General features: G+C 73.1%; 24 protein-coding genes, 1 pseudogene and 1 riboswitch. Of the genes and pseudogenes, 8 read left to right on the forward strand and 17 right to left on the reverse strand.

The features are described 5' to 3' along the window. Positions 1 to 21: 21 nt before the first annotated feature. The gene (locus ACZ6Y1_RS23345) at positions 22 to 1,572 is read right to left on the reverse strand and encodes a metallophosphoesterase (RefSeq protein WP_469632920.1); all 1,551 of its coding nucleotides are present in this window, start codon (positions 1,570 to 1,572) and stop codon (positions 22 to 24) included. Continuing rightward, positions 1,569 to 1,841, reverse strand: coding sequence for an SCO4848 family membrane protein (locus ACZ6Y1_RS23350; RefSeq protein ID WP_469632922.1), 273 nt, complete (start codon positions 1,839 to 1,841; stop codon positions 1,569 to 1,571). The genes ACZ6Y1_RS23345 and ACZ6Y1_RS23350 overlap by 4 nt, the downstream gene beginning before the upstream one ends. Before the next feature lie 121 nt (positions 1,842 to 1,962). Between ACZ6Y1_RS23350 and ACZ6Y1_RS23355 the strand changes: the two genes are divergently transcribed. Further along, positions 1,963 to 3,207, forward strand: coding sequence for a D-alanyl-D-alanine carboxypeptidase family protein (locus tag ACZ6Y1_RS23355; RefSeq protein WP_469632925.1), 1,245 nt, complete (start codon positions 1,963 to 1,965; stop codon positions 3,205 to 3,207). Here the strand turns inward: ACZ6Y1_RS23355 and ACZ6Y1_RS23360 are convergent. From ACZ6Y1_RS23360 to ACZ6Y1_RS23375, 4 genes are all read right to left on the reverse strand, one after another. Continuing rightward, complete coding sequence (locus tag ACZ6Y1_RS23360; protein ID WP_469632928.1) at positions 3,155 to 4,099, reverse strand: YihY/virulence factor BrkB family protein; 945 nt, start codon at positions 4,097 to 4,099, stop codon at positions 3,155 to 3,157. The genes ACZ6Y1_RS23355 and ACZ6Y1_RS23360 overlap by 53 nt on opposite strands. Positions 4,100 to 4,268: 169 nt before the next feature. Beyond that, positions 4,269 to 4,862 carry a 2'-5' RNA ligase family protein gene (locus tag ACZ6Y1_RS23365; protein ID WP_469632931.1) on the reverse strand — a complete coding sequence of 198 codons (594 nt, stop codon included), beginning with the start codon at positions 4,860 to 4,862 and terminating at the stop codon, positions 4,269 to 4,271. Positions 4,863 to 4,953: 91 nt separating this feature from the next. Continuing rightward, positions 4,954 to 5,967 (reverse strand): tryptophan--tRNA ligase, encoded by a 1,014-nt coding sequence (gene trpS / locus ACZ6Y1_RS23370; protein WP_469632934.1) that lies wholly within the window; start codon positions 5,965 to 5,967, stop codon positions 4,954 to 4,956. A 452-nt stretch (positions 5,968 to 6,419) separates the two neighbouring features. Next, positions 6,420 to 7,691, reverse strand: a complete 1,272-nt coding sequence (locus tag ACZ6Y1_RS23375) for a serine hydroxymethyltransferase (RefSeq protein ID WP_469632937.1) — start codon at positions 7,689 to 7,691, stop codon at positions 6,420 to 6,422. Between the two features lie 35 nt (positions 7,692 to 7,726). After that, positions 7,727 to 7,817: riboswitch (ZMP/ZTP riboswitch) on the reverse strand. Positions 7,818 to 7,926: 109 nt separating this feature from the next. On the opposite strand from ACZ6Y1_RS23375, the gene rocD reads away from it, so the two are divergent. Continuing rightward, positions 7,927 to 9,132 carry an ornithine--oxo-acid transaminase gene (rocD, locus tag ACZ6Y1_RS23380; RefSeq protein WP_469632941.1) on the forward strand — a complete coding sequence of 402 codons (1,206 nt, stop codon included), beginning with the start codon at positions 7,927 to 7,929 and terminating at the stop codon, positions 9,130 to 9,132. A 9-nt stretch (positions 9,133 to 9,141) separates the two neighbouring features. Here rocD and ACZ6Y1_RS23385 read toward each other — a convergent pair whose 3' ends face one another. Both ACZ6Y1_RS23385 and ACZ6Y1_RS23390 read right to left on the reverse strand, forming a co-directional pair. Continuing rightward, positions 9,142 to 10,332, reverse strand: a complete 1,191-nt coding sequence (locus ACZ6Y1_RS23385; RefSeq protein ID WP_469632944.1) for a glutathionylspermidine synthase family protein — start codon at positions 10,330 to 10,332, stop codon at positions 9,142 to 9,144. Positions 10,333 to 10,361: 29 nt separating this feature from the next. Continuing rightward, complete coding sequence (locus ACZ6Y1_RS23390) at positions 10,362 to 10,664, reverse strand: hypothetical protein (RefSeq protein ID WP_469632947.1); 303 nt, start codon at positions 10,662 to 10,664, stop codon at positions 10,362 to 10,364. Positions 10,665 to 10,781: 117 nt separating this feature from the next. Here ACZ6Y1_RS23390 and ACZ6Y1_RS23395 point away from each other — a divergent pair, with 117 nt between their 5' ends. Further along, positions 10,782 to 11,618, forward strand: coding sequence for a DMT family protein (locus ACZ6Y1_RS23395; RefSeq protein ID WP_469632950.1), 837 nt, complete (start codon positions 10,782 to 10,784; stop codon positions 11,616 to 11,618). Positions 11,619 to 11,675: 57 nt separating this feature from the next. On the opposite strand, the gene pdxR is transcribed toward ACZ6Y1_RS23395, so the two are convergent. Then, the gene (gene pdxR, locus ACZ6Y1_RS23400; RefSeq protein WP_469632953.1) at positions 11,676 to 13,088 is read right to left on the reverse strand and encodes a MocR-like pyridoxine biosynthesis transcription factor PdxR; all 1,413 of its coding nucleotides are present in this window, start codon (positions 13,086 to 13,088) and stop codon (positions 11,676 to 11,678) included. A 47-nt stretch (positions 13,089 to 13,135) separates the two neighbouring features. On the opposite strand from pdxR, the gene ACZ6Y1_RS23405 reads away from it, so the two are divergent. Further along, positions 13,136 to 13,633, forward strand: coding sequence for a carboxymuconolactone decarboxylase family protein (locus ACZ6Y1_RS23405; protein ID WP_469632956.1), 498 nt, complete (start codon positions 13,136 to 13,138; stop codon positions 13,631 to 13,633). Positions 13,634 to 13,685: 52 nt separating this feature from the next. Here the strand turns inward: ACZ6Y1_RS23405 and ACZ6Y1_RS23410 are convergent, their stop codons facing one another. From ACZ6Y1_RS23410 to ACZ6Y1_RS23430, 5 genes are all read right to left on the reverse strand, one after another. Next, positions 13,686 to 14,057: a hypothetical protein gene (locus ACZ6Y1_RS23410; protein ID WP_469632959.1), complete on the reverse strand. Its 372-nt coding sequence runs from the start codon at positions 14,055 to 14,057 to the stop codon at positions 13,686 to 13,688. After that, positions 14,047 to 15,696, reverse strand: a complete 1,650-nt coding sequence (locus tag ACZ6Y1_RS23415; RefSeq protein WP_469632962.1) for a hypothetical protein — start codon at positions 15,694 to 15,696, stop codon at positions 14,047 to 14,049. The genes ACZ6Y1_RS23410 and ACZ6Y1_RS23415 overlap by 11 nt, the downstream gene beginning before the upstream one ends. Positions 15,697 to 15,796: 100 nt before the next feature. Next, complete coding sequence (locus tag ACZ6Y1_RS23420) at positions 15,797 to 16,786, reverse strand: malate dehydrogenase (protein WP_469632965.1); 990 nt, start codon at positions 16,784 to 16,786, stop codon at positions 15,797 to 15,799. Positions 16,787 to 17,029: 243 nt separating this feature from the next. Then, complete coding sequence (locus ACZ6Y1_RS23425; RefSeq protein WP_469632968.1) at positions 17,030 to 17,461, reverse strand: DUF3017 domain-containing protein; 432 nt, start codon at positions 17,459 to 17,461, stop codon at positions 17,030 to 17,032. Further along, on the reverse strand, positions 17,451 to 18,311 hold the full coding sequence (locus tag ACZ6Y1_RS23430; RefSeq protein ID WP_469632971.1) for a bifunctional methylenetetrahydrofolate dehydrogenase/methenyltetrahydrofolate cyclohydrolase: 861 nt from the start codon (positions 18,309 to 18,311) through the stop codon (positions 17,451 to 17,453). Before ACZ6Y1_RS23430 ends, ACZ6Y1_RS23425 begins: the two co-directional genes overlap by 11 nt. Positions 18,312 to 18,566: 255 nt before the next feature. Here ACZ6Y1_RS23430 and ACZ6Y1_RS23435 point away from each other — a divergent pair, with 255 nt between their 5' ends. Next, complete coding sequence (locus tag ACZ6Y1_RS23435; RefSeq protein ID WP_469632974.1) at positions 18,567 to 19,166, forward strand: hypothetical protein; 600 nt, start codon at positions 18,567 to 18,569, stop codon at positions 19,164 to 19,166. 90 nt (positions 19,167 to 19,256) lie between these two features. Here the strand turns inward: ACZ6Y1_RS23435 and purH are convergent, their stop codons facing one another. Both purH and purN read right to left on the reverse strand, forming a co-directional pair. Continuing rightward, positions 19,257 to 20,852, reverse strand: a complete 1,596-nt coding sequence (gene purH / locus ACZ6Y1_RS23440) for a bifunctional phosphoribosylaminoimidazolecarboxamide formyltransferase/IMP cyclohydrolase (RefSeq protein ID WP_469632977.1) — start codon at positions 20,850 to 20,852, stop codon at positions 19,257 to 19,259. After that, the gene (gene purN, locus ACZ6Y1_RS23445; RefSeq protein ID WP_469632980.1) at positions 20,849 to 21,472 is read right to left on the reverse strand and encodes a phosphoribosylglycinamide formyltransferase; all 624 of its coding nucleotides are present in this window, start codon (positions 21,470 to 21,472) and stop codon (positions 20,849 to 20,851) included. Before purN ends, purH begins: the two co-directional genes overlap by 4 nt. Positions 21,473 to 21,694: 222 nt before the next feature. Here purN and ACZ6Y1_RS23450 point away from each other — a divergent pair, with 222 nt between their 5' ends. Beyond that, complete coding sequence (locus tag ACZ6Y1_RS23450) at positions 21,695 to 22,333, forward strand: hypothetical protein (RefSeq protein ID WP_469632983.1); 639 nt, start codon at positions 21,695 to 21,697, stop codon at positions 22,331 to 22,333. 73 nt (positions 22,334 to 22,406) lie between these two features. Here ACZ6Y1_RS23450 and ACZ6Y1_RS23455 read toward each other — a convergent pair whose 3' ends face one another. Next, complete coding sequence (locus ACZ6Y1_RS23455) at positions 22,407 to 23,969, reverse strand: cell division protein PerM (RefSeq protein ID WP_469632985.1); 1,563 nt, start codon at positions 23,967 to 23,969, stop codon at positions 22,407 to 22,409. A gap of 137 nt (positions 23,970 to 24,106) precedes the next feature. Between ACZ6Y1_RS23455 and ACZ6Y1_RS23460 the strand changes: the two are divergent. Beyond that, positions 24,107 to 24,286: pseudogene (locus tag ACZ6Y1_RS23460) on the forward strand (helix-turn-helix domain-containing protein); the annotation flags it as partial. Positions 24,287 to 25,003: 717 nt separating this feature from the next. Next, positions 25,004 to 25,825, forward strand: a complete 822-nt coding sequence (locus ACZ6Y1_RS23465; protein ID WP_469633146.1) for a SigE family RNA polymerase sigma factor — start codon at positions 25,004 to 25,006, stop codon at positions 25,823 to 25,825. The last annotated feature ends 142 nt before the right edge of the window (positions 25,826 to 25,967 follow it).

Consider the following 25,967-nt stretch of genomic DNA (forward strand, 5'->3'; position numbering starts at 1 on the left):
GTCGCTGCCGGTTGGGGCGGGTCAGGCCTGGTATGAGGCGAGTTCGACGACTGTGATGTCGGACGGCGCACCGACCCGCACCGGCGGCCCCCAGGCCCCTGCCCCGCGGGACACGTAGAGCTGGGTGTCCCCGTAGCGCTCCAGGCCCGCGACGGTGGGGTTAGCGAGCTCCGCCAGGTAGTTGCCGGGCCAGAGCTGACCGCCGTGGGTGTGGCCGGAGAGCTGGAGGTCGACGCCGTGCCGGACGGCGTCGTGGACGACCACGGGCTGGTGGGCGAGGAGCACGGCGGCCCGCGCCCGGTCGCGGTCACCGAGGGCGGCGCCGAAGTCGGGGCCCTCGCCCTCGCTCTCGCCCGCGATGTCGTTCACGCCGGCGAGGTCGAAGTACGGCAGGGCGCGGCGGGCGTTCTCCAGGGGGGTGAGGCCGAGCTCCCGGACGTGGTCGACCCACTGGCGGGCGCCGGAGAAGTACTCGTGGTTGCCGGTGACGAAGTACGAGCCGTGACGCGCGACGAGCCCGCGCAGCGGCTCGGCGGCGGGCCCGAGGTCGGAGACGTCGCCGTCGACGAGGTCGCCGACGATGGCGATCAGGTCGGGCTGGGTGCGGTTGACGGTGTCGACGATGCGCTGGGTGTGGGCGCGGCCGAGGATCGGCCCGAGGTGGATGTCGCTGACGACGGCGATCCGGAAGCCGTGCGCGGCGCGGGGCAGTTTGGCCAAGGGGACCCGGACCCGTTTGACGGCCGGTCCGCGCAGCACCCCGTACGCCCCGTTCGCGACCGTCCCGACGGCCACGGCGGCGGCCGCCCCGCCGATCACCCGCGCGACGAACCGCCGCCGCGTCTGCAGCTCGGCCCCGGGGCCGTCCCCGGCGTCCGGGGCGACGCCCGTTTCGGGGGCCGAGCCGCCGGCCTCCGGGGCGACGCCGGTTTCGGGGGCCGAGTCGCCGGCAGCGGGCACGGCCACCGGGACCGAGTCCTGCGCATCGCCCGCGTCGGGGCCGGCCGCCGAAGCGGCGGCGCCGCCGGCCGACGCCGTGCGCGCGGTGGCGACCGCCGCCCGGGTCGCGGCCGCGGCCGCGGCGGGGCTCGCCGCAGGGGCGGCCGGCCGCGCGTCCTCGGCCGTGCGCGCAGGGCGGTCTTCCGCCCCCGACCCGGCATCGGCGGGGGCCGCAGGGGCACCATCCGGCCCCGCCGGCATTTGAGGCGCGGGGTCCGGGGCGGAGCCCCGTGCCTCCCCGGTGGGAGGCCGCTGGGCCACACGGCGGAGCAACAGCGCGCGGATCGGCTCCGCGACCAGCATCGTCAGGGTCAGGTACAGGAGCACCGCGAGCCACAGGAACCCCGGCCAGGCCACCGCCTGCTGGAGCGGGAACGGGGCTCCGCCGCGGCCCGTGGTCAGGGCGGCCACAGAGAGGAGGGGCAGGGCGATGAACAGGACCGTACCGACCCGCCGGGGCGGACCTCCGGGGACGGTGGTGTCGCGCACCAGCCGGATCCACAGCCAGCGGTGGACCAGCACCAGCAGCGCGAGGACCGCCAGCGCGATCAGCGCGAAGAGCACGATCTTCATGCGGAGTGGTCCCCGTCCGTTCCCGTGCGTGATGCGCGCCGCAGTGCCAGTACCCCGCGCAACCCGATCACACCGACGGCCGTCCCCAGGAGAAAGGACGTCACCGCGAGCGTCAGGTGGACCCAGAAGTAGGCCGTGGGGTCACCCGCCGCATCGAATGCCAGCCCACTGCCGTTCTTCCACAGGTTCCGGACGAAAGACACCCAGATGAACCAGCTCCACACGCCGAAGGAGAGCAGGAACCAGGACGCGGTGCGGCTGAGTTTCATGCCCTCAGTATCGGATTCGTCCCCAGGACGGACGCGCCGGGGTGGGCTGTCCCGGGGGAGGTTGCGGCGACTTGGCCGGTCCGTGACGGTGATGAGCTCATCGGGATGTACTTTCACCTGCGTGTCCGCCAAGAAGACCGCACTGACGGTCATTGTCCCCGCGTTGCTCGTCCCCTCGATGCTGATGGCCCCCGCGCACGCCGCGCCGTCGCCGCCGGCCGACGGGAAGGGCGGGACCGGCAAGGCGCCGCAGGCCGCGGCCCCGCCCGCGTCGATGTCCACGGTCGGCGGGACGCTGCTCGGCCAGCCGGGGGTCCAGGTCAACCTGCTCCCCGGGGCGCCCGCGCTGCCCACGAGCCTCACCGGCCGGTCCTGGATCGTGGCGGACGCCGAGTCCGGGGAGGTCCTCGCGGCGAACAACGCGCACTGGCGGCTCCCCCCGGCCTCCACGATGAAGATGCTCTTCGCGGACACCCTGCTGCCCGGTCTGCCCAAGGACCAGGTCCACAAGGTCACCGACAAGGACATGGACGGCGTGGGCCCCGGCAGCAGCCTGGTCGGGGTGAAGGAGGACCACAAGTACAGCGTCCACGACCTGTGGCTCGGGGTGTTCCTGCGCTCGGGCAACGACGCCGTGCACGTGCTCTCGGCGATGAACGGCGGCATCGAGAAGACCGTCAAGGACATGCAGGCGCATGCCGAGGAACTGCAGGCGCTGGACACCCACGTCGTGTCCCCCGACGGTTACGACGCCCCCGACCAGGTGTCGAGCGCGTACGACCTCACGCTCATCGCCCGCTCCGGGCTGCAGAAGCAGGACTTCCGCGAGTACTGCGGCACGGCCGAGGCCAAGTTCCCCGGCAGGCAGGAGCCCGGGAAGCCGCGCGAGTACTTCGAGATCCAGAACACCAACCGCCTGATGACGGGCGCGGGCGGCATCTCCCCCTACAAGGGCATCGCCGGGGTGAAGAACGGCAACACCACGATGGCGGGCGCCACCTTCACCGGAGCCGCCCAGCAGGGCTCGCGCAAGCTGCTCGTCACGGTGATGAACCCGGGCGCCGGCGGGGCGAACTCGGTGTACGAGGAGACGGCCGCGCTCTTCGACTGGGGTTTCGCGGCGGCGGGGAAGGTCAAGCCGGTGGGCGAGCTGGTGCCGCCGAAGAGCGCGGACACCTCACCGCACGGGTCCCCGGCCCAGTCGCACGATCGCGACCCGTCGGCGGCCGGCGGTGACTCCGCGGGCGGCGTCGGCACCGCACTGGGCGTGGCGGGCGGGGTGATCGCCCTCCTGGCGGGCGGTGCGTACGCCGTCAACCGGCGCTGGCCGCGCGGTCGTCGCGGGAGCGGCGAGGATCTGGTGTAGCGGCGCCGTCGGCGTCGCCGCCGGCGGTGTCACCGTCGCCCTCGTCGTCCCGGGTGGCGGTCCAGGCGGAGCAGTACAGCAGCAGTTTCGCCGTGAAGTTGATCCAGAGCAGCAGGGCGATCGGCGTGCCGAAGGCCCCGTACATGCTCTTCGCCGCGACCCCTCGCATATAGCCGCTGAGCAGCAGTTTCAGCAGCTCGAAGCCGACCGCGCCGATCAGGGCCGCCTGGACCAGGCGGCGGCGCGACGGCTCCACCCCGGGCAGCAGCGTGAGGACGTAGAGCAGCAGCAGGAAGGCGGCCACGACGCCCACCCCGAACGCGGCGCCCCGCAGCAGCCCGCCGCCCGCGCCGTGCTGCGGGATGCCGAGCCACGCGGCGGACTTGCCGACCGCGCTGGCCCCGAAGATCGAGGCCGCGGCGGAGGCCAGGCCCACGGCGCCGAGGCCGAGGAGGACGAGCCCGTCCTTGCCCTTGCGCAGGACGGGGTTGCCCTCGTCCTCGTCGTCCTTCTCCCACACCGCGCGCAGGCAGTCCCGCATCGCCCCCACCCAGCCGATGCCGGTGAGGAGGAGGATCAGGCCGGCGACGAGACCGACCGTGCCGGCGTTCGCGACGAGCCCCTCGATGTCGAGCTGGTCCGAGATCCCGGGGACCTGCTGGGCGAGGTTCTTTTCCAGCCGGTCCAGCTGGTCCTCGCTGAGCAGCGCCGCGCCGATCGCGGCGGCCACGGTGATCAGCGGGAAGAGCGCGAGGAAGCTGAGGAAGGTGATCGCCGCGGCGAGCCGGGTCCAGTGGACGCGGTCGAGCCGATCGTACGAACGCCAGGCGTGCGTCCGCGTCAGACGGACCGCAAGCGGCCCGATCACCGGGAGTTTCGTCAGCCAGTCCATGAAGTCACCGTAATTGGCCTGCCGGAAATAATCGGGATTGCCGGTTCCGGGGACTACGGTCGTCGATTGTGACTTTTCGCCCCACGACTCATCCGTTCCACACCCTGGTCCTACGGAAGATCCGGTTCCGGGCCCGGCTCACCGTCCGGCTGGGCCGCCGGCCGCTCGGTCAGGAAGGACGTACGGTCTCCCGGGCCGCTTCGGCGGGCGCGCCCGGCTGCGCCGGGACTCCCGTCGGGCCCGTGCCGAAAGGGTATTCACGCAGCTTGCGCCAGACTCCGTCGGAGCCCTGCTCGTAGAGGGCGAAGCCCTCGCAGAGCCACTCCGCCGCGTAGTCGGCGAGCGTGCTGAACGCGAGGTCCATCGCCTCCTCGGAGATCCCGTGGGCGACGGTGACGTGCGGGTGGTACGGGAAGGCCAGCTCGCGGCTGAGCGGGCCCCCGGGGTCGCGGACCTCCCCCTGGAGGCGGGTGCAGCCCGCAGCGCCCTCCACGACCTGGACGAAGACGACCGGCGAGAGGGGCCGGAAGGTCCCCGTCCCGGCCAGCCTCATCCGGAAGCCCCGGAAGGCCTGGGCGACCTCAGCCAGGTGGGCCCGGATCGCGGGCAGCCGGTCGGCCTCCACCTCGGTGGGCGGCACGAGGGTGACATGCGTGGGAATACCGTGCGCGGCGGCGTCCCCGAAGCCGGCGCGCAGCTCCTGGAGCTGGCTGCCGTACGGCTCCGGGACCGCGATCGAAACGCCGAGCGTTACGGTCCCCACGTATGTCTCCTCCGTCGTCGAATGCGTGCTGTCGCCCCAGTGTGCGGCCAGCACCCCCTGTACCGCCAGGCCCGTCTTCCGGGCGTGCCCGTCAGTGCTTGGCGGGCAGGAAACCGATGCGGTCGTAGGCCTGCGCGAGGGTCTCGGCGGCGACCGCCCGGGCCTTCTCCGCGCCCTTCGCCAGGATGGAGTCCAGCGTCTCCGGGTCGTCCAGGTACTCCTGCGTGCGCTGCTTGAACGGCGTGACGAAGTCCACCATCACGCCGGCCAGGTCGGTCTTCAGCGCGCCGTAGCCCTTGCCCTCGTACTTCGCCTCCAGCTCGGAGACGGTCTCGCCCGTGAGGGTGGAGTAGATCGTGAGCAGGTTGCTGACGCCGGGCTTCTTCTCGGTGTCGTAGCGGATCTCGGTCTCGGTGTCCGTGACCGCGCTCTTGACCTTCTTCTCGGTGACCTTGGGCTCGTCGAGGAGGTTGATCAGGCCCTTGGGCGAGGACGCCGACTTCGACATCTTGATCGACGGGTCCTGGAGGTCGTAGATCTTCGCGGTCTCCTTGACGATGTGCGCGGCGGGGAGCGTGAAGGTCTGGCCGAAGCGCTGGTTGAAGCGCTCCGCGAGGTCGCGGGTCAGCTCGACGTGCTGGCGCTGGTCCTCGCCCACGGGGACGGAGTTCGCCTGGTAGAGCAGGATGTCGGCGACCTGGAGGATCGGGTACGTGAACAGGCCGACGCTGGCGCTGCCGACCCCGCCCTTGGCGGACTTGTCCTTGAACTGGGTCATCCGGCTGGCCTCGCCGAAGCCGGTGATGCAGTTCATGACCCAGGCGAGCTGCGCGTGCTCGGGCACGTGGCTCTGGACGAAGAGCGTGCAGCGCTCGGGGTCCAGGCCGGCGGCGAGGAGCTGCGCGGCGGAGAGGCGGGTGTTCGCGCGCAGGGCCGCCGGGTCCTGCGGCATGGTGATCGCGTGCAGGTCGACGACCATGTAGAAGGCGTCGTGCGTCTCCTGCAGGGCGACGTACTGGCGGATGGCTCCGAGGTAGTTCCCGAGGTGGAACGAACCGGAGGTGGGCTGGATGCCGGAGAGCGCGCGAGGACGATCAGAAGCCATGGCTTCATTCTCTCAGGTGCGGGGGCGGGCTCGGGCCCGCCGGTGTCCGGAACCTTCCGCGGCCGCCGGGCCGCGACCGGCCCGGCCCCCGCGGGAGGCCGGTCCCGCTGCCGGTACCGGGCCGTAGCGCGGTGGCCGAATCCCACCCCTGCCGAGCGACCGCTTTCCCTTGGCGGGACCACAGCCGGCCAGACCGCCTCCGCTGCGCGGAGCCCCCGGGGCTCCGCCCCGGACCCCGCGCCTCAATCGCCGGCGAGGCTGGATCCGCCGGGGTTGACCCAGCCTCGCCGGCGTTTGAGGCGCGGGCGCGGAGCGCCGTGTTCTGGCGGCAGCCAACGGCCCGGGCAGCCGAATCCAGCCCCGCCGGGGAACCCCAGCCCCTCCGGCGTTTGAGGAGCGGGGTCCGGGGCGGAGCCCCGTTCCTTCAGCCCGGGCGAACAGAGGCGGCCCGGTCAGGACAGGGGAAGGCCCGGGGCCGGGTACGCGGACATGAGGGAGGTGACCTCCGCACGGACGACGGCCAGCGCCGCCTCATCCCCCTTGGCCGCCGCGTCGACCGACCGCGCGATCCAGTCCGCGACCACCGGCATGTGCTCGGCCCCCAGCCCCCGGGACGTCAGCGACGGGGTGCCGATCCGGATCCCCGAGGGATCGAACGGCTTGCGCGTGTCGAAGGGGACGGTGTTGTAGTTGACCACGATCCCCGCCCGGTCCAGCGCCTTCGCCGCCACCTTCCCCGGCACCTCCCGGGAGGTGAGGTCCATCAGGATCAGGTGGTTGTCGGTGCCGCCCGACACCAGGTCGAAGCCCCGCTCCAGCAGCGCCGCCGCCAGCGCCTTCGCGTTGGCGACGACCGCGTGGGCGTACGCCGTGAAGGACGGCTGCGCCGCCTCGTGGAGGGCGACCGCGATGCCGGCCGTCGTCTGGTTGTGCGGCCCGCCCTGCAGGCCCGGGAAGACCGCCTTGTCGATGGCCTTCGCGTGCTCCTCCCGGCACATCAGCATCGCGCCGCGCGGACCCCGCAGCGTCTTGTGCGTGGTAGTGGAGATCACGTCGACGTGCCCCGCCGGGGACGGGTGCGCGCCGCCCGCGATCAGGCCCGCGATGTGCGCCACGTCGGCGACCAGGACCGAGCCCGCCTCCTCGGCGATCGACGCGAAGGCCTCGAAGTCGATCGTGCGCGGCAGCGCGGTGCCGCCGCAGAAGAGGATCTTCGGCCGCTCGGCGAGGGCCAGCTCGCGCACCGCGTCGTAGTCGATGCGCCCGTCGTCCGCCCGCACCCCGTACTGCACGCCGCGGAACCACGAGCCCGTCGCCGAGACGCCCCAGCCGTGCGTCAGGTGCCCGCCCATCGGCAGGGCCATGCCCATCACCGTGTCGCCGGGCTTCGCGAAGGCGAGGTACACGGCCAGGTTCGCCGGCGAGCCGGAGTACGGCTGCACGTTCGCGTGGTCCACGCCGAACAGGCCCTTGGCGCGCTCGACCGCCAGCGCCTCGACGCGGTCGATGTTCTGCTGGCCCTCGTAGTAGCGGCGGCCCGGGTAGCCCTCGCTGTACTTGTTCTGCAGGACGGTGCCGGAGGCTTCCAGGACGGCCGCCGAGACGTAGTTCTCGCTCGGGATCAGGCGCAGCGTCTCGGCCTGCAGGGTCTCCTCCGCCGCGACGAAGGACGCCAGTTCGGGGTCGGTCGCGAGAAGGGCGGGATGACGGTGGTTCGCGCTCATGGCGGCTCCTCCGGGGTCGATTTCGTGTCTCGTCCCCGCGAGGCCCAGGCGAGCGGCCCTGATTGCGGTCGTGCGCGCACGACTCCCCCGGAGTTGGTTCTCCGTACGCCAGTCGCCGTGCGTGCCGCCCAGCTTAGCGGGCGCGCCACGAGAAAGGTTTCTCCGCCCGCCGTACGAGCGAGGATGGAAAGTGACGCCACCCTCGTCACAGGCCTGACGGACGATCGGAGACCCCGTGTCGACAACTGCTGATGCCATCCGTTCCGCCGACGCGCACAGCGCGCACAACTACCATCCGCTGCCCGTCGTCGTCGCCTCCGCGGAAGGCGCGTGGATGACCGACGTGGAGGGCCGCCGCTACCTCGACATGCTCGCCGGCTACTCGGCGCTCAACTTCGGGCACGGCCACCGCCGGCTGCTCGACGCCGCCCACGCGCAGCTGGAGCGGGTCACGCTCACCTCGCGCGCCTTCCACCACGCCCGGTTCGCCGATTTCTGCACCGAACTCGCCGACCTGTGCGGCAAGGACATGGTGCTGCCCATGAACACGGGCGCCGAGGCGGTGGAGACGGCCGTGAAGACCGCGCGCAAGTGGGGTTACGAGGTCAAGGGCGTTCCGGACGGGCACGCCAAGATCGTGGTCGCGGCCGACAACTTCCACGGCCGCACCACCACCATCGTCTCCTTCTCCACGGACCACGAAGCCCGGGACCACTTCGGCCCGTACACCCCCGGCTTCGAGATCGTCCCGTACGGGGACCTCACCGCGCTCGCGCACGCCGTCACCGAGAACACCGTCGCCGTGCTGCTGGAGCCGATCCAGGGCGAGGCGGGGGTCCTGGTGCCTCCCGCCGGTTACCTCCGGGGCGTACGGGACCTGACGCGCGAGCGGAACGTCCTGTTCATGGCGGACGAGATCCAGTCGGGCCTCGGCCGGACCGGGAAGACCTTCGCCTGCGAGCACGAGGGCGTCGTCCCGGACGTCTACGTCCTCGGCAAGGCGCTCGGGGGCGGCGTGGTGCCGGTCTCGGCCGTCGTCGCCGACCGGGAGGTGCTCGGGGTGTTCAAGCCGGGCGAGCACGGTTCGACCTTCGGCGGGAACCCGCTCGCCTGCGCCGTCGCCCTGGAGGTGATCGCGATGCTGCGCACCGGCGAGTACCAGCAGCGCGCCGCCGAGCTCGGCGACCACCTGCACCGGGAGCTGAACCTGCTGGTCGGCGGGGGCGCGGTGACCGCCGTGCGCGGCCGCGGGCTGTGGGCGGGCGTCGACATCGAGCCCTCGCGCGGGACGGGCCGGGACATCTCCGAGAAGCTGATGGAGCTGGGGGTGCTGGTGAAGGACACGCACGGGTCGACGATCCGCATCGCACCTCCGCTGGTGATCAGCAAGGAGGACCTGGACTGGGGCCTCGACCAGCTCAGGTCGGTGCTCTCGGCCTGACGCCCCGCCCTACAGGATGACGTGGGGCAGGAAGCGGGCGTACTCGTCCGTGACCGGCCCCGCGGATTCGCGGATGCCGAGCCCCGCCGCCTCGTCCTCGACGACCCACGCGCCGAGCACCACCCGGTTGCCGTCGAAGTCCGGGAGCGGGGCCAGGCCCTGGAAGCAGTACCGCTCGTCCGGTTCCGGTGCGAACGGCTCGCCGCCGGCCTCGTGGAGGGTGACGCCGGCGCCCTCGCGGCCCAGCAGCGGCTTCGCGGCGTAGCCGGTGGTGCCGGCGAGTTCGCGGGGGCCGTCGAGGTAGGCGGGCAGCAGGTTCGGGTGCTCCGGGAAGAGCTCCCAGAGGATCGCGAGCAGCGCCTTGTTGGAGAGCAGCATCTTCCACAGCGGCTCGATCCAGCAGGTGGTGCCGCTGCCGCCGCCGAGGTCGTACGTGCCGAGGACCTGCGGGCCGAACTCGTCCGTGGCCAGCCACTCCCACGGGTAGAGCTTGAAGCAGCCTCGGATGAAGCGGAGCTTGTCGTCCACGAACCGGCCGGTGAGGCTGTCCCAGCCGATCTGCTCGACGGACAGGGCGTGGGTGTCTATGCCGGCCTGCTCGGCGGTCTCCTGGAGGTAGGCGACCGTCATCAGGTCCTCGCCGAGCTCGTCGGTCTCGGAGTGCGCGAAGTGCAGCACGCCGGGCGGCAGCAGCTCGGCCTGCCGGCGCCAGGCGTCGACGAGGCGCTCGTGGAGGGAGTTCCACTGGTCGGCGCCGGGGAAGCGTTCCTCCATCCAGAACCACTGCGGGCTCGCCGCCTCCACGAGGGAGGTGGGGGTGTCGGCGTTGTACTCCAGCAGCTTGGCGGGGCTGCCGGAGCCGTCGTAGCGCAGGTCGAAGCGGCCGTAGAGGGAGGGCTGTTCGGCGCGGCGCCGCCAGGAGTCGGCGATGAGCGCGGCGAGCTTCGGGTCGGTGATGCCGAGGTCGGCGAAGCGGTCGTGGTCGACGATGTGGGCGGCCGCCGCCAGGCACATGGCGTGCAGCTCCTCGACGACGTTCTCCAGCGCCTCCACCTCGGGGAGGGAGAAGGAGTAGTACGCGCTCTCGTCCCAGTAGGGGCGCAGCGAGTCGTCGGGGTAGCGGGTGAGGGGGTAGATCAGCCCCTGCTCCTCGACGGTCTTCTGCCAGTCGGGGCGGGGCTCGATGGTGTGCCGCTTCATGTGCCTGGTCCTGCCTGGTCCCGTGTTCGTCAGCCGCCGCTGGAGCCGGAGCTGCTGTGCCCGCCGATGCCGCCACGGGTGACGGCGGACTTGTCGAAGCTGCCGCCCGTGACCTTGCCGGCGGAGACGCGGCCGCCGTAGTAGTACGAGCCGCGGCCGCCGCTCTTGCACTCCTTGCTGTTGAGGTGCTCCAGCGTGGAACGGGACGCGCAGCGCTTGTCCGGCTCGTCGCTGCTGCCGCAGGCCACGAGGGTCGCCGCGAGCAGACCCATACCGCCGAGGGCGACCGCGCCGGAGCGCATGCGGCGCCGGTTGGTGTTGCTGCTGTCCATGTCTGCTGCTCCCCCTGGGACCCTGCGTTCGTCGGGACAGCGTAGAGCGGTGCCCCCGGGGGATGGAATCCGGCCGTCGCAGAAACTGTGACCTAGAGTCAGTTCGTGCTGATTGGGATGGTTTGTGCGCTCGGTGCGGCGGTCTGCTTCGGTACGGCGTCCGTGCTGCAGGCGATGGCGGCGCGGGCCGTGGAGCCCGGGACGGGCTCCGGGGTGGACCCCGGGCTGCTGCTGCGGGCGGTCCGCCAGTGGCGCTACCTGGCCGGCCTCGGACTGGACGCGGCCGGGTTCGTCCTGCAGATCATCGCGCTGCGGCACATCCCCATCTACACGGTGGGGGCCGCGCTGGCGGCGAGCCTCGCCGTGACGGCGGTGGTCGCCTCGCGGCTGCTGAAGGTGCGGCTGTCGCGGACGGAGTGGCTGGCGGTGGGGGTGGTGTGCGCGGGGCTGCTGATGCTGGGGCTCGCCTCCGGGGAGGAGGGCTCCGGGGAGGGGACGCCGGCCCTGAAGCTGGGGCTGCTGGGGGTGTCGGTGACGGTGCTGGCCGTGGGCGCGGCGGCCGGGCGGCTCCCGGACGGGCCGCGGGCGCTCGTCCTGGGACTGGCCTCGGGGACGGGCTTCGGGGTGGTGGAGGTGTCGGTGCGGCTGATCGACTCCTTCTCCCTGCGGGAGCTGCTCAACCCGGCGCTGTACGCCCTCCTGCTGGGCGGCGGCGCGGCGTTCCTCCTCCTCACCTCGGCGCTGGCACGCGGCTCGGTGACGGCGGCGACGGCCGGGATGGTGCTGGGCGAGACGATCGGCCCGGCGGTGGTGGGGGTGGCCTGGCTCGGCGACCGTACCCGCGAGGGGCTGACGTGGCTCGCGGTGGCCGGCTTCGCCGTCGCCCTCGCGGGCTCCCTGGCCCTGGCCCGCTTCGGGGAACCCCCGGCCAAAACCAGCCCCGCCGGCGTTTGAGGCGCGGGGGTTCGGGAGCAGCGCCCCCGACAGCGGCGCCGCACCCGTGCACGAGCCCTACGGCAGCACCGCCGACAGCGCGGCCAGCGCAGGGGCCCACGCACTGTCCGACGGAGTCCCGTAGCCGACGACCACCGCCGGCCGCGGCGGAAGGTCCGCCTCCGGGTGGCGGTGGCGGGACAGGCCGGCCAGCGCGAGGTCGTGCCAGGCCGCCGACTGGAGAACCGAGCGTTCCGTCACCCCCTCCGGGAGGTCCAGCACCGCGTGCAGCCCCGCCGCGATCCCCGACACGCCGACCCGGTCGGCCACCGCCGCCACCAGCTCGTCCCGCCGCCGCCGGTACCGCAGCCGCATCCCCCGCACGTGCCGGTCGTACGCCCCGGAGGTGATGAACTCCGCGAGCGTGAGCTGCTCCAGCGCGCTGGAGGTCCAGTCGGTCACGCCCTTGACGGCCAGGACCTCGTCCACCAGGCCGGATGGGAGCACCAGCCAGCCGATCCGCAGCCCCGGGGCGAGGGACTTGCTGGCCGTGCCCAGGTAGACGACCCGGTCGGGGTCGAGTCCCTGCAGCGCCCCGACCGGCTGGCGGTCGTACCGGAACTCCCCGTCGTAGTCGTCCTCCAGGATCAGCCCGCCCGTGGTCCGGGCCCAGTCCACGGCGGCCGCCCGCCGGGCCGGGGTCAGCGCGACGCCGGTCGGGAACTGGTGCGCGGGGGTCAGCAGCACCGCGCCCACCCCGGTCCCTCCCGCGCCGAGTTCACCCGTACGGGCCCCTTCCGCGTCCACGCCCAGCGGACGCGTCCGCAGGCCCGCCCGCACCAGGAGGTCCCGGTGGACGTCCAGCCCGTACCCCTCCACCGCCACCTCCCGGACCCGCCGCGCCCGTAACGCGCCGGCCAGCAGCGACAGTCCGTGCACGAACCCGGCGCACAGCACGATCCGTTCCGGGTCCGCGTACACCCCGCGCGCCCTCGCCAGGTACCCGGCGAGGGCCTCGCGCAGTTCGATGCGTCCGCGCGTCTCGACCGCGTACCCGAAGGCCGCGTTCGGCGCGTCCGTCAGCGCGCGCCGGGCCGCCGAGAGCCAGGCGGCGCGCGGGAAGCCGCTCAGGTCCGGGGAGCCGGGCTGGAGGTCGTACGAGGGCCCGCCGCGCGCGGGACGCCTGGCCCGGCCGGTGCCCGCGGCCTGGGTCCGGCGGGGCCTGGCCCGCTCGGCGACCCTGGTCCCGGAGCCCTGGCGGGCCGTCAGCCAGCCCTCGGCGACGAGCTCGGCGTACGCTTCCGCGACCGTGTTCCGCGCGATGCCCAGGTCGACGGCGAGCGACCGCGAGGACGGCAGCCGCGTCCCGGCCGCCAGCCGCCCGCTGCGCGCGGCCTCGCGCAGCGCCTCGGTGAGACCGGCCCGCAGGCCGCGCCCGGCGGAGAGGTCCAGATGCAGGTCGGCGCCGAAAGTGGCCCACGAATCCGTCATGGACATGGACCATATCTCCGGGCCGCCCGGCCCCTAGTGTCGATCACATGACGGAGACACGGAACGCACACGAGCACACCCCCCGCATGCAGATGGCCAAGGCCGCCCCCGAGGTCTACAAGGCCGTCCTGGCCCTGGAGACCGCCTCCAAGAAGGGCCTCGACCCGGCCCTGGTCGAACTCGTCAAGATCCGGGCCTCGCAGCTCAACCACTGCGCCTTCTGCCTCGACATGCACACGAAGGACGCCGTCGCCGCCGGTGAGAGCATCGAGCGGATCGTGCTGCTGGCCGCCTGGGAGGAGTCGCGGCACTTCTACACCGAGAAGGAGCTCGCCGCGATCGAGCTCACCGAGGCCGTCACCGTGCTGACCGACGGGTTCGTGCCCGACGAGGTCTACGAGAAGGCCGCCAAGCACTTCGAGGAGAAGGAGCTGGCCCAGCTGATCGCCGTCATCGCGACGATCAACGTCTGGAACCGCATCGGCGTCACCACCCGCCTGGCACCGGGCCACTACCGGCCGGGCATGTACGACGCCAAGGCCTGACGAGCCGCCGGCGGGCGCGGTACGGGGGTCCGCGCCACGCCGGCTCCGCGCCTCAGCCGCCCAGCAGCTGGGTGACCGACCCCAGGACGGTGCCCGCAGAGGCCAGCAGCTCGACGATCCCGCCCGCCGAGGCCAGCGCGTCCCGCACCCGGGTCAGCCGGGCGGGGGCCGCACTGCCCGAGGCCTCCAGCTCGTTCTCCGCCTCCACCAGCTCGGCGTCCAGTACCTCGATCTCGGCGCGCGGGGTGAGCCGGGCGAGGTCGGCGCGCAGTTCGCCGATGGCGGTGCGCAGTTCCTCGTAGGCGTCCGCGCCTTCGTGGTTGGTCACGCTGTTGCGGTTGCCGCTGCCGCCGATGCTGAAGCTGCTGCGGTCGATGCGGCCGATCCGCACGGCCGGGGTGTGCTGCTGTTCGTCAGGCGCCATGGCCTGCCCCCTTGTCCCCTTGTTGGTTGACAGTGGCGTTGTAGCTGGTTCCGCCGATGCCGAAGGAACTGTTGCTGACGGACTGGATGAACACCGCCTGCTCCACCCGGACGGTCTGCCGGTCGAACTCCTGCGTCTGCCAGCCGGCTTCGTGCAGCGCCCGGCTGACGCCGCCGACCACCCGTTCCTGGATGGCCTTCAGGAAACGGTCGACGTCCATGTCGTGGAAGATCGAGGACTTCGTCTCGGAGCCGAGTTCGCGTACGGACACCTCGGGGCCGATCGGTCTCTCCAGTTCCTCCGGATCCGCGGTGACGAGTCGCCAGGTGCTCCCCTGCGCCCGCAGGAGCAGCGCCAGCGCGTCGCCGAGGGAGAGCGGTGCCCGCGCCAGCGTGTGCAGGATGCGGGTGATCACGGGTGTGTTCCCGCGCCGCGCGGGGATCCCGTCGGCGGACTGGAAGAGGCTGCGGACCGGCAGCAGCACGTGCGGTGCCACCTCCACCATCAGCATGCCGCCATGGGTGTGGACGCGTACGAAGACGGTGAGGACCAGGTCCTCGTCCCATGCGCCCACCCGTATGCGCAGGTAGTGCCGCCGCCTCTCGCCGCCCTCCTCCATCGCCACGCGGCGGTGCTCGGCGAACTCCAACGGCCCGCGCGGCGACGCCGAGCGGTGGGACAATCCGAGTGCGGGCAGGAAGACGCACTCCTCGACCACCAGCTCGCGCAGCCGGTCCAGGACCGCGTCCTCGGCCTGCGGGGTGTCCTTGGGGCCGGGGACACGCAGCTCCACCAGTCCCGCCACGATCGATTCCAGCACCTGGCGGTTGTCCAGCGGTACGGGCCGCCGGCCGGCGGGCAGATCGGTGCGCGGCCGCAGTTCCAGGCCGGACAGGCTCCAGGGGCGGAACGGCTGACCCGCCCCGCACATCGGGTTCGTGACGCTGTAGAGGATGAGCGGATCGTGCTGCTCCGCGCGGATGAGATCCCGGATCCGGGCGAAGCGCGGCCCGACGAAGTGCTCGGCCGGGTCTTCCCCGACCTGTCCGTAGTGCCGTCGGGAGAGCTCCCTCGTGAGGATCCTCGCCACGTGGGCGTGCCTGCGCTCGGCGGCGTACCCGATCACGGCGAGGGCCACCCCGACCGGGAGCAGTTCCCCGGCCCCGGCGTACGTGCCGGTCCCGGCGGCGGGCAGCCACGGCACGAGCCCGGGGGCGGCGAGGGCCACCAGCACCAGGAAGAGGACCAGCCGGGCGGCGAAGCGCAGCAGGAGCGCGGGCCCGTACCAGGTGGCGCTGCCGGCCGCCTTGCCGACGAGCCACCCGGACAGGCTCAGGGCCAGGCACGGGACGACGAGGACGATCATCGGGTCGACCAGCGGGAGCGCGAGCGTCCACAGGGCGAGTACGAGGGTGGACCATCCCAGTTCGAGGCGGCGGGCGCGCAGCGCGTGGGCCAGGACGCGGGCGGCGTCGAAACCGTAGGACGGCGCGACGACGCGTTCGGAGTGGACGTACAGCTCGTCGATGACCCGGTCGCGGAAGCCCCGGTCGAGGTAGGTTCCCGCGCACAGCAGCCGCCCCGCCTCGCTGGCGGCCGGGTCAACGGGTGGCCTGGCGGGCAGGGCGGGCGGGGTCACCGGCCCAAATTAGGCCACCTGCGGTGCCGGGAACAGGCGTGATCACGCCAGAACGCCCCGGCGGGCGGGCCCGCCGGGGCGTTCTGGTGAAGCAGGTGGATCAGATCAGGCCGAGCTCGCGCACCGCGTCGCGCTCCTCGACGAGCTCCGCCACGGACGCGTCGATGCGCGCACGGGAGAACTCGTTGATGTCCAGGCCCTGGACGATCTCGTACTTGCCGTCCTTGGTGGTGACGGGGAAGGAGGAGATGATGCCCTCCGGAACGCCGTAGGAGCCGTCGGACGGGATGCCCATCGAGGTCCAGTCGCCCGCGGCGGTGCCGTTGACCCAGGTGTGGACGTGGTCGATGGCGGCGTTGGCGGCCGAGGCGGCCGAGGAGGCGCCACGGGCGTCGATGATCGCGGCGCCGCGCTTGGCGACGGTCGGGATGAAGGTGTCGGCCAGCCACGCCTGGTCGTTCACGACCTCGGCGGCGTTCTTGCCGGCGATCTCCGCGTGGAAGATGTCGGGGTACTGCGTCGCCGAGTGGTTGCCCCAGATGGTGAGGCGCTTGATGTCGGTGACGTCGGAGCCGGTCTTCTGGGCCAGCTGCGTGATCGCGCGGTTGTGGTCCAGGCGGGTCATCGCGGTGAAGCGCTCGGCCGGGACGTCCGGGGCGGCGGCCTGCGCGATGAGCGCGTTGGTGTTGGCCGGGTTGCCGACGACGAGGACCTTGATGTCGTCCGCCGCGTTGTCGTTGATGGCCTTGCCCTGCGGCTTGAAGATGCCGCCGTTGGCGGAGAGCAGGTCACCGCGCTCCATGCCCTTGGTGCGCGGGCGGGCGCCCACGAGGAGGGCGACGTTGGCGCCGGCGAAGCCCTGGTTCGGGTCGTCGAAGATGTCGATGCCCTTGAGGAGCGGGAAGGCGCAGTCGTCGAGCTCCATGGCGGTGCCCTCGGCGGCCTTCATGCCCTGGGGGATCTCCAGGAGGCGGAGCTTGACCGGCACGTCCGCGCCGAGCAGGTGGCCGGACGCGATGCGGAAGAGCAGCGCGTAGCCGATCTGGCCGGCGGCGCCGGTGACGGTGACATTCACGGGAGTGCGGGTCATGGCCTTCTCCGTTAGACAGCTGGCGGTTGGGGCGTCCCGCCCCATGTGCTGGAGGACGCCGCTTCCCAGTGAATCTTGATGTGAAGAGACATCCGCCGTCAGGCTATCCGACCTTGGAGCGGCTCGATCCCCCGGTCCCTGTGGTGCACGGCACACGGACCGGAGGGTTCGAAGGCGGGAGGGCGGTTTCCGCCCTGCATCTCGACCCTTTCGGGCTATTGCCGCACCTCCCTTCCGGGGGTGTCAGCGCACGGTGAAGCGGACCGCGTCCTCCAGGAACGGCACGTCCAGCCACGGTTTGGGCTCTATGACCAGCGCGAGCAGCGTGATCGCCACGCCCAGCAGCCCGTACGTGACCATGTCCGTGAACCGGGAGCGCACCGCGAGCATCCCCACCGAGGGCAGCAGCCGCCGCAGGGCCGAGGCCGCGATCAGGGCGATGCCGATCACCAGGGTGCCGAAGCGCGGATGCCCCAGCGCCGTGGCCAGCAGGCCCACCGCGGTCGCGGTGAGCACGCTGAGCATCGGCCACTGGCGGGCGGGCGTGGACACCGCGCCGGGCACGGCGCGGCCGCTCCCCTCGGGGCGGGCGGTGTCCCGGGTGACGGACGGGAAGCGGCGGGAGCCCGCCGGCCGTGCCCCGGCCGCCTGCTCCGCGTCGGGTTCAGCCTGCACTGGTGCCCCGTTCCGCCGCCTCGACGACGTTGACCAGCAGCTGGGCGCGGGTCATGGGGCCGACTCCGCCCGGGTTCGGGGAGATCCATGCCGCCACCTCGGCGACGCCCGGGTGCACGTCACCGACGATCTTCCCGTTCTCGTCGCGGCTGACGCCCACGTCGAGCACGGCCGCACCCGGCTTCACGTCCTCCGGCTTGACCAGGTGCGGGACGCCGGCCGCCGCGACGATGATGTCGGCCTGGCGCAGCAGCCCGGACAGGTCGCGCGTACCGGTGTGGCAGAGCGTCACGGTGGCGTTCTCGGACTTGCGGGTCAGCAGCAGGCCGATGGAACGCCCGACGGTGATGCCGCGGCCGAGGACCACCACGTGGGCGCCGTTGATCTCGACGTCGTGGTGGCGCAGCAGCTCGACGATGCCGTACGGGGTGCAGGGCAGCGGCCCCGGCTCGTTGAGCACCAGCCGGCCCAGCGACATGGGGTGCAGGCCGTCGGCGTCCTTGAGCGGATCCATCAGCTCCAGGACCCGGTTGGTGTCGATGCCCTTGGGGAGCGGGAGTTGGACGATGTAGCCCGTGCACTCCGGGTTGTCGTTGAGCTCCCGTACGACCGCCTCGATGTCCTCCTGGGAGGCCGTCTCGGGCAGTTCGCGCTGGATGGAGGCGATGCCGACCTCGGCGCAGTCCCGGTGCTTGCCGTTGACGTACCAGCGGCTGCCCGGATCGTCGCCGACCAGCAGGGTGCCGAGGCCGGGGGTGGTGCCCCGGGCCTTCAGGGCCGCCACGCGGGCGGTCAGTTCGGACTTGATCGCGGCCGCGGTGGCCTTGCCATCGAGAATCTGGGCGGTCATGCTCCCATCCTCCCGGATGGAGTGCCCCCGGTTCCAGTCACGGTGCCCGCGGGGCGTTCCCCGCTGCACGCCGTTCATTGCACTTGCACAACAAGTGACAGGGCTCATTGCAACCAACTGGACAAGTACTTGCGTGTCCCACGACGATGCATGGAAAGAGTGCCGCGGGCAGGGCCGGGGGGCGGACCGCAAAGATGCAGAATTCCTCCGCGCGTTTGCCGTGCGTCCCCGCACTTCCACGGAGGAACACCCCAAATGAGCTTCGGCGACCCGAACAACCCGTACGGACAGCAGCCCCCGCAGGGCCAGCCCGGCTACGGCTACCCGCAGCAGGCCCCTCAGGGCGTCCCGCCGCAGGGTGGTTACGCCTACCCGCAGCAGCAGGCGCCCATGGGCTACCCGGCCGGCCCCGGCGGCTACCCCGGCATGCCGATGCAGATGCCGGGTCTGCTGAAGACCTCGCGCGTGCTGCTCTTCATCGTCGGCGGCCTGCAGATCATCGGCGGCCTCGTCATGGGCCTCGGCGGCGCGGCGGTTTCGGGCTCCACCTCGAGCAGCAGCGGTGACGCCGTCGGCGCCATCCTCGTGGTCGTCGCCCTGCTCTTCTTCGCTCTGGGCGGCCTGGCCATCTTCCTCGGCGCCAAGTTCGCCAAGGGCGGCAACGGCATCCGCATCACGACGATCATCTACGCCTCGCTGTCCATCCTGGGCGGTCTCAGCAACTTCGCCAACTCCTCCGCCGCCGGCGGCGGCGGTGTCGCGGGTGGCCTGGTGGGCCTCGCCCTCGGCGGCATCATCCTCGCCTCGGTGGTCACCGCCGACGGCGCCGCCTGGTTCAAGCGCCCGCGCTACTGAGCCCGGCCGGCACGTCCCACGTCACGGCGAAGGCCGCGACCCGCACTGCGGGTCGCGGCCTTCGCCGTTGTGGGGCCGGAGCCCCGGGTCTCAGTGGAAGAAGTGGCGGGTGCCGGTGAAGTACATCGTCACGCCGGCCTTCTTCGCAGCCTCGATCACCTGCTCGTCACGGACCGAACCGCCCGGCTGGACCACGGCCTTGATGCCCGCGGCCGTGAGGATCTCCAGCCCGTCCGGGAAGGGGAAGAAAGCGTCGGAGGCGGCGTACGAGCCCTGCGCGCGCTCGGCGCCCGCCCGCTCGACGGCCAGCTTCGCCGAGTCGACGCGGTTGACCTGGCCCATGCCGACACCGACCGAGGCGCCGTCCTTGGCGAGCAGGATGGCGTTGGACTTGACGGCCCGGCAGGCCTTCCACGCGAAGGCCAGCTCGGCGAGCTCCTCGGCGGACAGGGCGTCGCCGGTGGCGAGGGTCCAGTTGGCCGGGTCGTCACCTTCCGCCTGGAAGACGTCGGACTGCTGGAGCAGCGCCCCGCCGGAGATCGGCTTCAGGTCGCCCGGCTGGTGCGGGGTGCCGTCGACCTTGAGCACGCGGATGTTCTTCTTCCTGGCCAGGATCTCGACCGCGCCGTCCTCGTAGGCGGGGGCGGCGATGACCTCGGTGAAGATCTCCGCGACCTGCTCGGCGAGCTCGACGGTCACCGGGCGGTTGACGGCGATGACGCCGCCGAACGCCGACAGCGGGTCGCAGGCGTGCGCCTTGCGGTGGGCCGCGGCGACGTCCGCCCGGTCCACGGCGATGCCGCACGGGTTGGCGTGCTTGATGATCGCGACGCAGGGCTCTTCGTGGTCGTAGGCGGCGCGGCGGGCGGCCTCGGTGTCCACGTAGTTGTTGAAGGACATCTCCTTGCCGTGCAGCTGCTCGGCGTTGGCGAGGCCGCCCGGCTGACCGTCCGTGTAGAGGGCGGCCGCCTGGTGCGGGTTCTCGCCGTAGCGGAGGGTCGACTTGCGCTCCCAGGCTCCCGCGAGGAACTCGGGCAGGACGGCGTCCTCCTCCGGCGCGTACGCGTTCGTGAACCAGGAGGCCACGGCCACGTCGTAGGCGGCGGTGTGCTGGAAGGCCTCGGCCGCGAGCCGCTTGCGGGCGGTGAGGTCGAAGCCGCCGCCCTGGGCGGCCGCGATCACGTCGGCGTAGCGGGCCGGGCTGGTGACGACCGCGACCGACGGGTGGTTCTTGGCGGCGGCGCGGACCATCGACGGACCGCCGATGTCGATCTGCTCCACGCACTCGTCCGGGGTGGCACCCGACTGGACGGTGGCCAGGAAGGGGTACAGGTTGACGACGACCAGGTCGAAGGGCTCCACGCCCAGCTCGGCGAGCTGGTTGCGGTGATCCTCCAGGCGCAGGTCGGCGAGGATGCCGGCGTGCACGCGCGGGTGCAGGGTCTTGACGCGGCCGTCCAGGCACTCGGGGAAGCCGGTGAGCTCCTCGACCTTGGTGACGGGCACTCCGGCGGCGGCGATCTTCGAGGCGGTCGAGCCGGTGGAGACGAGCGCGACGCCCGCCTCGTGCAGGCCGCGGGCCAGGTCTTCCAGTCCCGTCTTGTCGTAGACGCTGATGAGCGCACGCCTGATCGGCCGCTGGTTCGTGGTCGGGTCGTTGCTCGCTGCGGTGTCTGCGGCGGTCACTGGATCGTTACCTTTCGTCCCTCAATGCGGTAGCCGTGCCGGGCCAGGCGCCCCACGACATCGACGAGCAGCTGGCGCTCGACTTCCTTGATGCGCTCATGGAGAGCGGCTTCGTCGTCCTCGTCCCGCACCTCGACCACACCCTGGGCGATGATCGGACCGGTGTCCACGCCGCTGTCCACGAAGTGGACCGTGCAGCCGGTGACCTTCGCGCCGTAGGCGAGCGCGTCCCGTACGCCGTGCGCACCGGGGAAGGCGGGGAGGAGGGCGGGGTGGGTGTTGATGAACCGGCCGCCGAAGCGGTCGAGGAACGCCTTGCCCACGATCTTCATGAACCCGGCGGACACCACGAGGTCCGGGGCGTACGCGTCGGTCGCCTCGGTGAGCGCGGCGTCCCACTCCTCGCGGCTCCCGTGGGCCTTGACCGGGCACACGAAGGTGGGGATCCCGGCCTTCTCGGCCCGTTCCAGGCCCACGATGTTCTCTCGGTCGGCCCCCACGGCGACGACTTCGGCACCGAAGCCCTCGGGTCCGCCGGGGTGGGCGTCGATGGCGTCGAGCAGGGCCTGGAGGTTGGTGCCGGAACCGGAGACCAGCACGACCAGGCGGGAGGCGGCCATGGGAGGCCCTTTCTCGCGGAATTGCGGTGTTCGTCTTGTGCGGTCATACGAAACTTCGGGGTACCGATATACGGGGAACCATACGAAGCCACCGACCGCCTGCAACGATACCGGCACACCGGACGGCCCCCGAGGGACGGGGGGACGGCCGGGCGGTAGCGTCAGGCGTACACGCCTCGACGTCGCCCTGACGTCCTTGACACAGGGGAAGAAACGCACCCGATGCCGGACCGCCGCCAGCCCGACTCCTCCACCCCCTCCACCCCTTCCTCGCCGCCCTCCCCCTCCGCCGACGACAACCCGTTCGCGGCTCCGCCGGAGGGCCGCCCGGACCAGCCGTGGCAGCCGCGCGCCGGTGCCGGCGGCGGGCCGGGCCAGGGGCCGGGCGAGGACCCGGGGAACGCGGACGGTCAGGGAGGACCGGTCCGCTGGGACCCTACGGACCCGATCCAGCGGCGGGCGCGGTACGCGCTGCTGGCCGGTATGTGGGGCTTCTTCTTCGGCATCTTCGGCATCCCCTCGGTCGGCCTGCTGCTGGGCGCGCTGGCCGTCTACTGGGGCATCAGCGCCCTGCGCGGCCGCCCGGCCGCCCCGACGACGGCCGACCCGGACCGGCCCCAGGAGCCCGGCGGCCTGGCGGCCCTCGGCCCGGCGGCCCGCCCGCAGCGCACGGCGGCGGTGAGCGGCCTGGTCACGGCCTCCCTGGCGATCCTGCTGGCGATGAGCTCGTACGCGGTGCAGCTGGCGTACAAGGACTTCTACGTCTGCCGCGACGACGCCCTCACCCAGTCCGCGGAACTCCAGTGCAACACCCTCCTCCCGGACAACGTGGTGGGCGACGTCCTGAAGGTCCGCCAGTAGCCACCCGGCGGCGCGTTCAGCCCCGCCGGCGTTTGAGGCGCGGGGGTCCGGGGGCGGAGCCCCGGGAGTGGCGCTACGGCGACGGCTTGCGCCGGGCCAGCACCCGGGCACCGGCCACCGGCGGCACCAACGGCGGCTCCGGCGCAGCCACAGGCGCAGCCACAGGCGCAGCCACCGGCACGGTGAGCTCCGGCCCGACCGCCGACACCACGGTCAACGCCCGGACCGGGGCAGCGGCCGGGTCCGCAACAGGAGCCGGCGCCGGAGCCGCGGCAGGAGGCACCGGCGGCGCCGAGATGTCCGGGATCAGACCACCGGCGGCGGTCCTCAAGGCCTCCCACCGCAGCTCCCGCACCCCGCTGTCGTGCCAGGCGTCGGCCGCCACGGGAACCGGCCGGTTCCGCCACGCGTGCACCGCCACGGCCACTCCCACCCCCGGCAGGGTCCAGGCGACGGCCGCCGCCCCCACCGCCCACCACACCGGCCCGAACTCCGCGAGCTGCCGCGACCCCATCGGCCCGGCCGCGGCGGCCGCCAGACCGGCCATGACCAGTCCGCACACCACCGCCCCCAGGCCCGCCGTGAACGCCGTCTCCCCGTACGAGACGTCGCGCGCCCGGCGTACCGCGAACCACCCCACCGCCAGCCCGGCCGCCACCGGCACCCCGACGGCCGCCCAGGTCAGCGGGGTCCCGGGTCCTTCGGGCGGGAGCGCGGCCAGCAGCGGGAACCGCGGCAGCGAGGGCGACCCGGCGAAGCCGAGCGGGGTGGCGTTCGCACCGGCGCCGAGGGCGAAGCCGGGCCCGAGCGCGTAGGCCGCCGCCCAGACCACCGCGTTCGGGATCAGCGCGACCGCCAGCAGCAGCACCGCGAACCGCCCCGACCACACCCCGGTCAGCGCCAGGAACGACCCCTGCGCCTCGGCCCCGTGCCACGCGAGCGAGACGCCGACCAGCAGTGCCCCACCGCCCAGCAGCACCAGTGCCCCGCCCGCCCCGGCACGGAGCGCCAGCGCGTACCGGGGGCGCGCGACGGCCCTCCGTACGCCCCCGGGCACCCAGGATGGCAGCGACCCGTCCGGGCGCCCCCGCGCGGCCCAGACCCCGCCGGCCGCCGCGAGCACGGCGACCAGTGGCACGTGCCAGGCCGCGCTGAGCGGGTCGGCGGGCATCGGCCCTCCGGCGGCGTACACCGTGGCGAGGGCGCCGACCGCGAGGTACCCGCAGAGCACGGCGGAGAACACGGCGGCGGCGGGCAGCACCTCCTCGCCGCCCTCCTCGGAGGCGCTCCCCAGCCGGGCGGCGCGCCGCATCAGCAGCACGGGCAGCGCGACGAGCAGCAGCGGAGTCACCCCGACGGGCGCGGGCACGCCGGACAGGGTGTCGTACCGGACCAGCTCCGTACCGTGCGCGAGCAGCCACAGGCCGGCGGCGAGGTGAAGCGCGCCGCCGGGGCCGCTGTCGGGGTAGGGGGAGCTGATCCACAGGACGATGACGAGCACGGCGAGGAAGCCGAGCCCGAGCCCGGCGGCCACGGCGCCGCCGATCACGCATGCGGCGGCGGCCGGTGAACGGCGACGCCGGCCGGTTCGCGGGGCCGTCGGCAACGGGGTCCCGCGTTCGGTCACTTGGGTCACCCCGCCATGGTGCCTTCGACACGCGCTATGAGTGCGTAACAGGCGAATGCCCGTTGTGTCGCTCAATATACGTTTATGTACTTTTTCGCCCAGAGCGGTCAGGTCGCGGGGAGTGTGGCATGACACAAAGCGTCGATATGACCTCCGCATCCGACGCGGAGCGGAGCCTCCCGTCCCCGAAGGAGCGCCGCAGACTGCGCGAAGCGGCGGAGCTGACGCACGATGAGGTCGCGGCGGCGGTGGGCGTCACTCCGACCACGGTCCGCTCCTGGGAGACCGGCCGCACGGCCCCGCGGGGCCGCAAACTGGAGGTGTACGCCCGCTTTCTGACCCGCCTCCGGACCCGTTCGCCCGAAACGGCTTCCGCGGCGGCTTCCGCGCGCGCGGACACGCCCGCGGCGCCTGAGGCGGCCCTGCCGGGCCCTGACACCGGGTCACCCGCGCCCCCCGTCGCCGCGGCACGCACCCCGGAGGAGCCCGTACGGCCCTCCGCCAGTGCCGATGACGGCGGCCGGGCGAAGGTGGCGGCCGACCGAACCGCCGTCCACCCGGCACGGCCGGACCGAGGACCGGCCTCCGCGCCGACGGAGGACTCCGCGGGCCCGTCAGGCGCCGCCCCGGATGCGGCCGACGCGCCGTCACCCGCCCCCGTGTCCCCGGCCGGTGCGCCGGCACCTCCGGCGGCCGCATCCTCCGAGCCTGCGGCCGCGGGCGCCCCGCGGACGGACGGGACCACCGCTGCCGGCCTTGCGGCCGCGCCGCACCCAACCGTCCCGCCGCCACCCGCGGCAGCGCCGGGGCCCGGGCCCGGGCCCGACGCACCCGTCCGGCCGGCTCCCGCCGAGGCGCCGCAGGCAGCGGCCGAACCCGATCACCCGCCCGCACCGGCCACGCCGCCCTCACCGCCCACGCCGCCCTCACCGCCCGAGGCGGCGTCACCCGGCCCCGCGGCAGCGTCGGCACCGGCGGACGGCGGCGACGAACCCACGGCGGCGGGCACCACGCAGGCAGCCGACGAGAGCGACCCGCACCCCGTGGGGCAACGCCTGCCCGTCGACGACTTCGACGCCCTCCACGCCCACGCCGCCGCCGCCCTCGCCCGGCAGGCCTACCTCCTCACCGGCCGCCGGGGCCTCGCCCTGGAGGCCGTCGACCGGGCCTTCCAGCTGGCCTGGGACCGCTGGCCCGAGGTCGCGACCGACCCGGACCCGGTGGGCTGGTTGCGCGCGGCCACCTACGAGTACGCGCTCTCCCCCTGGCACCAGCTCCGCCGCGCCCACCGGCATCCCGACAAGCCGCCCGCCGAGCCCGCCGACCGGATCCTCCTCGACGCCATGCTCGCGCTGCCCCCCAACCACCGCCGTACGGTGCTGCTCTACGACGGCGTGGGACTCGACCTGCCCGACACCGCCGCCGAGACGGAGGCCAGCACCCCCACCGCCGGCAACCGGCTGCTGCACGCGCACGCCACGCTCGCCTCGCGGATCCCCGCGCTGGCCGCGGCGGCACCCGAGAAGCAGTCCGCGCTGCTGCGCGACAGGTTCACCGCGCTGAAGCCGGCCGTGGCGCTCGACCCGCGCCCGGCCGCCGCCGTACGGAAGTCGGGCGAGCGGCGCACCCGGCTGCGGACGCGCGCCGTGTACGCGGTGGCCGTGGTGATCGCCGCGGCCACCGCGTACACGACCGCGACCGCGCCCACCAAGTACGAGCCGCCGAACGCCCCCGGGGCGAACGTCTCCGGCGTGCCCCCGCACAGCGGGCCCCAGCAGCTCACGGACGAGAGCAAGGCCCTCCACGACAAGCTGCGCTCCGACCCGGCGGCCGGCCCGGCCAGGATCACCCCGAAGACGGAATGAGGCCCCCGTGAGCGTCCCACGGCCCTGACGGCCGCACGGAAACGGGCGTGGGGGGGGGGGGCCGGGGGGGGGGGGGGGGGGGGCGGGAAGCCGTGTGCGTAGAGATCCCCTTTCTGAATTCCATACCTCCTCCCCCCAACTT

Source organism: Streptomyces sp. NPDC053432, assembly GCF_055585365.1.

Coding starts and splice junctions, on each gene's coding strand:
- ACZ6Y1_RS23395 (WP_469632950.1), top strand. CDS start 10,782: ATGGTTTGTGCGCTCGGTGCGGCGGTCTGCTTCGGTACGGCGTCCGTG.
- ACZ6Y1_RS23385 (WP_469632944.1), bottom strand. CDS start 10,332: ATGAAGCGGCACACCATCGAGCCCCGCCCCGACTGGCAGAAGACCGTC.
- pdxR (WP_469632953.1), bottom strand. CDS start 13,088: ATGACGGATTCGTGGGCCACTTTCGGCGCCGACCTGCATCTGGACCTC.
- ACZ6Y1_RS23450 (WP_469632983.1), top strand. CDS start 21,695: ATGCCGGACCGCCGCCAGCCCGACTCCTCCACCCCCTCCACCCCTTCC.
- ACZ6Y1_RS23360 (WP_469632928.1), bottom strand. CDS start 4,099: ATGGACTGGCTGACGAAACTCCCGGTGATCGGGCCGCTTGCGGTCCGT.
- ACZ6Y1_RS23350 (WP_469632922.1), bottom strand. CDS start 1,841: ATGAAACTCAGCCGCACCGCGTCCTGGTTCCTGCTCTCCTTCGGCGTG.
- ACZ6Y1_RS23345 (WP_469632920.1), bottom strand. CDS start 1,572: ATGAAGATCGTGCTCTTCGCGCTGATCGCGCTGGCGGTCCTCGCGCTG.
- ACZ6Y1_RS23420 (WP_469632965.1), bottom strand. CDS start 16,786: ATGACCCGCACTCCCGTGAATGTCACCGTCACCGGCGCCGCCGGCCAG.
- purN (WP_469632980.1), bottom strand. CDS start 21,472: ATGGCCGCCTCCCGCCTGGTCGTGCTGGTCTCCGGTTCCGGCACCAAC.
- ACZ6Y1_RS23375 (WP_469632937.1), bottom strand. CDS start 7,691: ATGAGCGCGAACCACCGTCATCCCGCCCTTCTCGCGACCGACCCCGAA.
- ACZ6Y1_RS23430 (WP_469632971.1), bottom strand. CDS start 18,311: ATGACCGCCCAGATTCTCGATGGCAAGGCCACCGCGGCCGCGATCAAG.
- ACZ6Y1_RS23390 (WP_469632947.1), bottom strand. CDS start 10,664: ATGGACAGCAGCAACACCAACCGGCGCCGCATGCGCTCCGGCGCGGTC.
- ACZ6Y1_RS23405 (WP_469632956.1), top strand. CDS start 13,136: ATGACGGAGACACGGAACGCACACGAGCACACCCCCCGCATGCAGATG.
- trpS (WP_469632934.1), bottom strand. CDS start 5,967: ATGGCTTCTGATCGTCCTCGCGCGCTCTCCGGCATCCAGCCCACCTCC.
- ACZ6Y1_RS23410 (WP_469632959.1), bottom strand. CDS start 14,057: ATGGCGCCTGACGAACAGCAGCACACCCCGGCCGTGCGGATCGGCCGC.
- ACZ6Y1_RS23435 (WP_469632974.1), top strand. CDS start 18,567: ATGAGCTTCGGCGACCCGAACAACCCGTACGGACAGCAGCCCCCGCAG.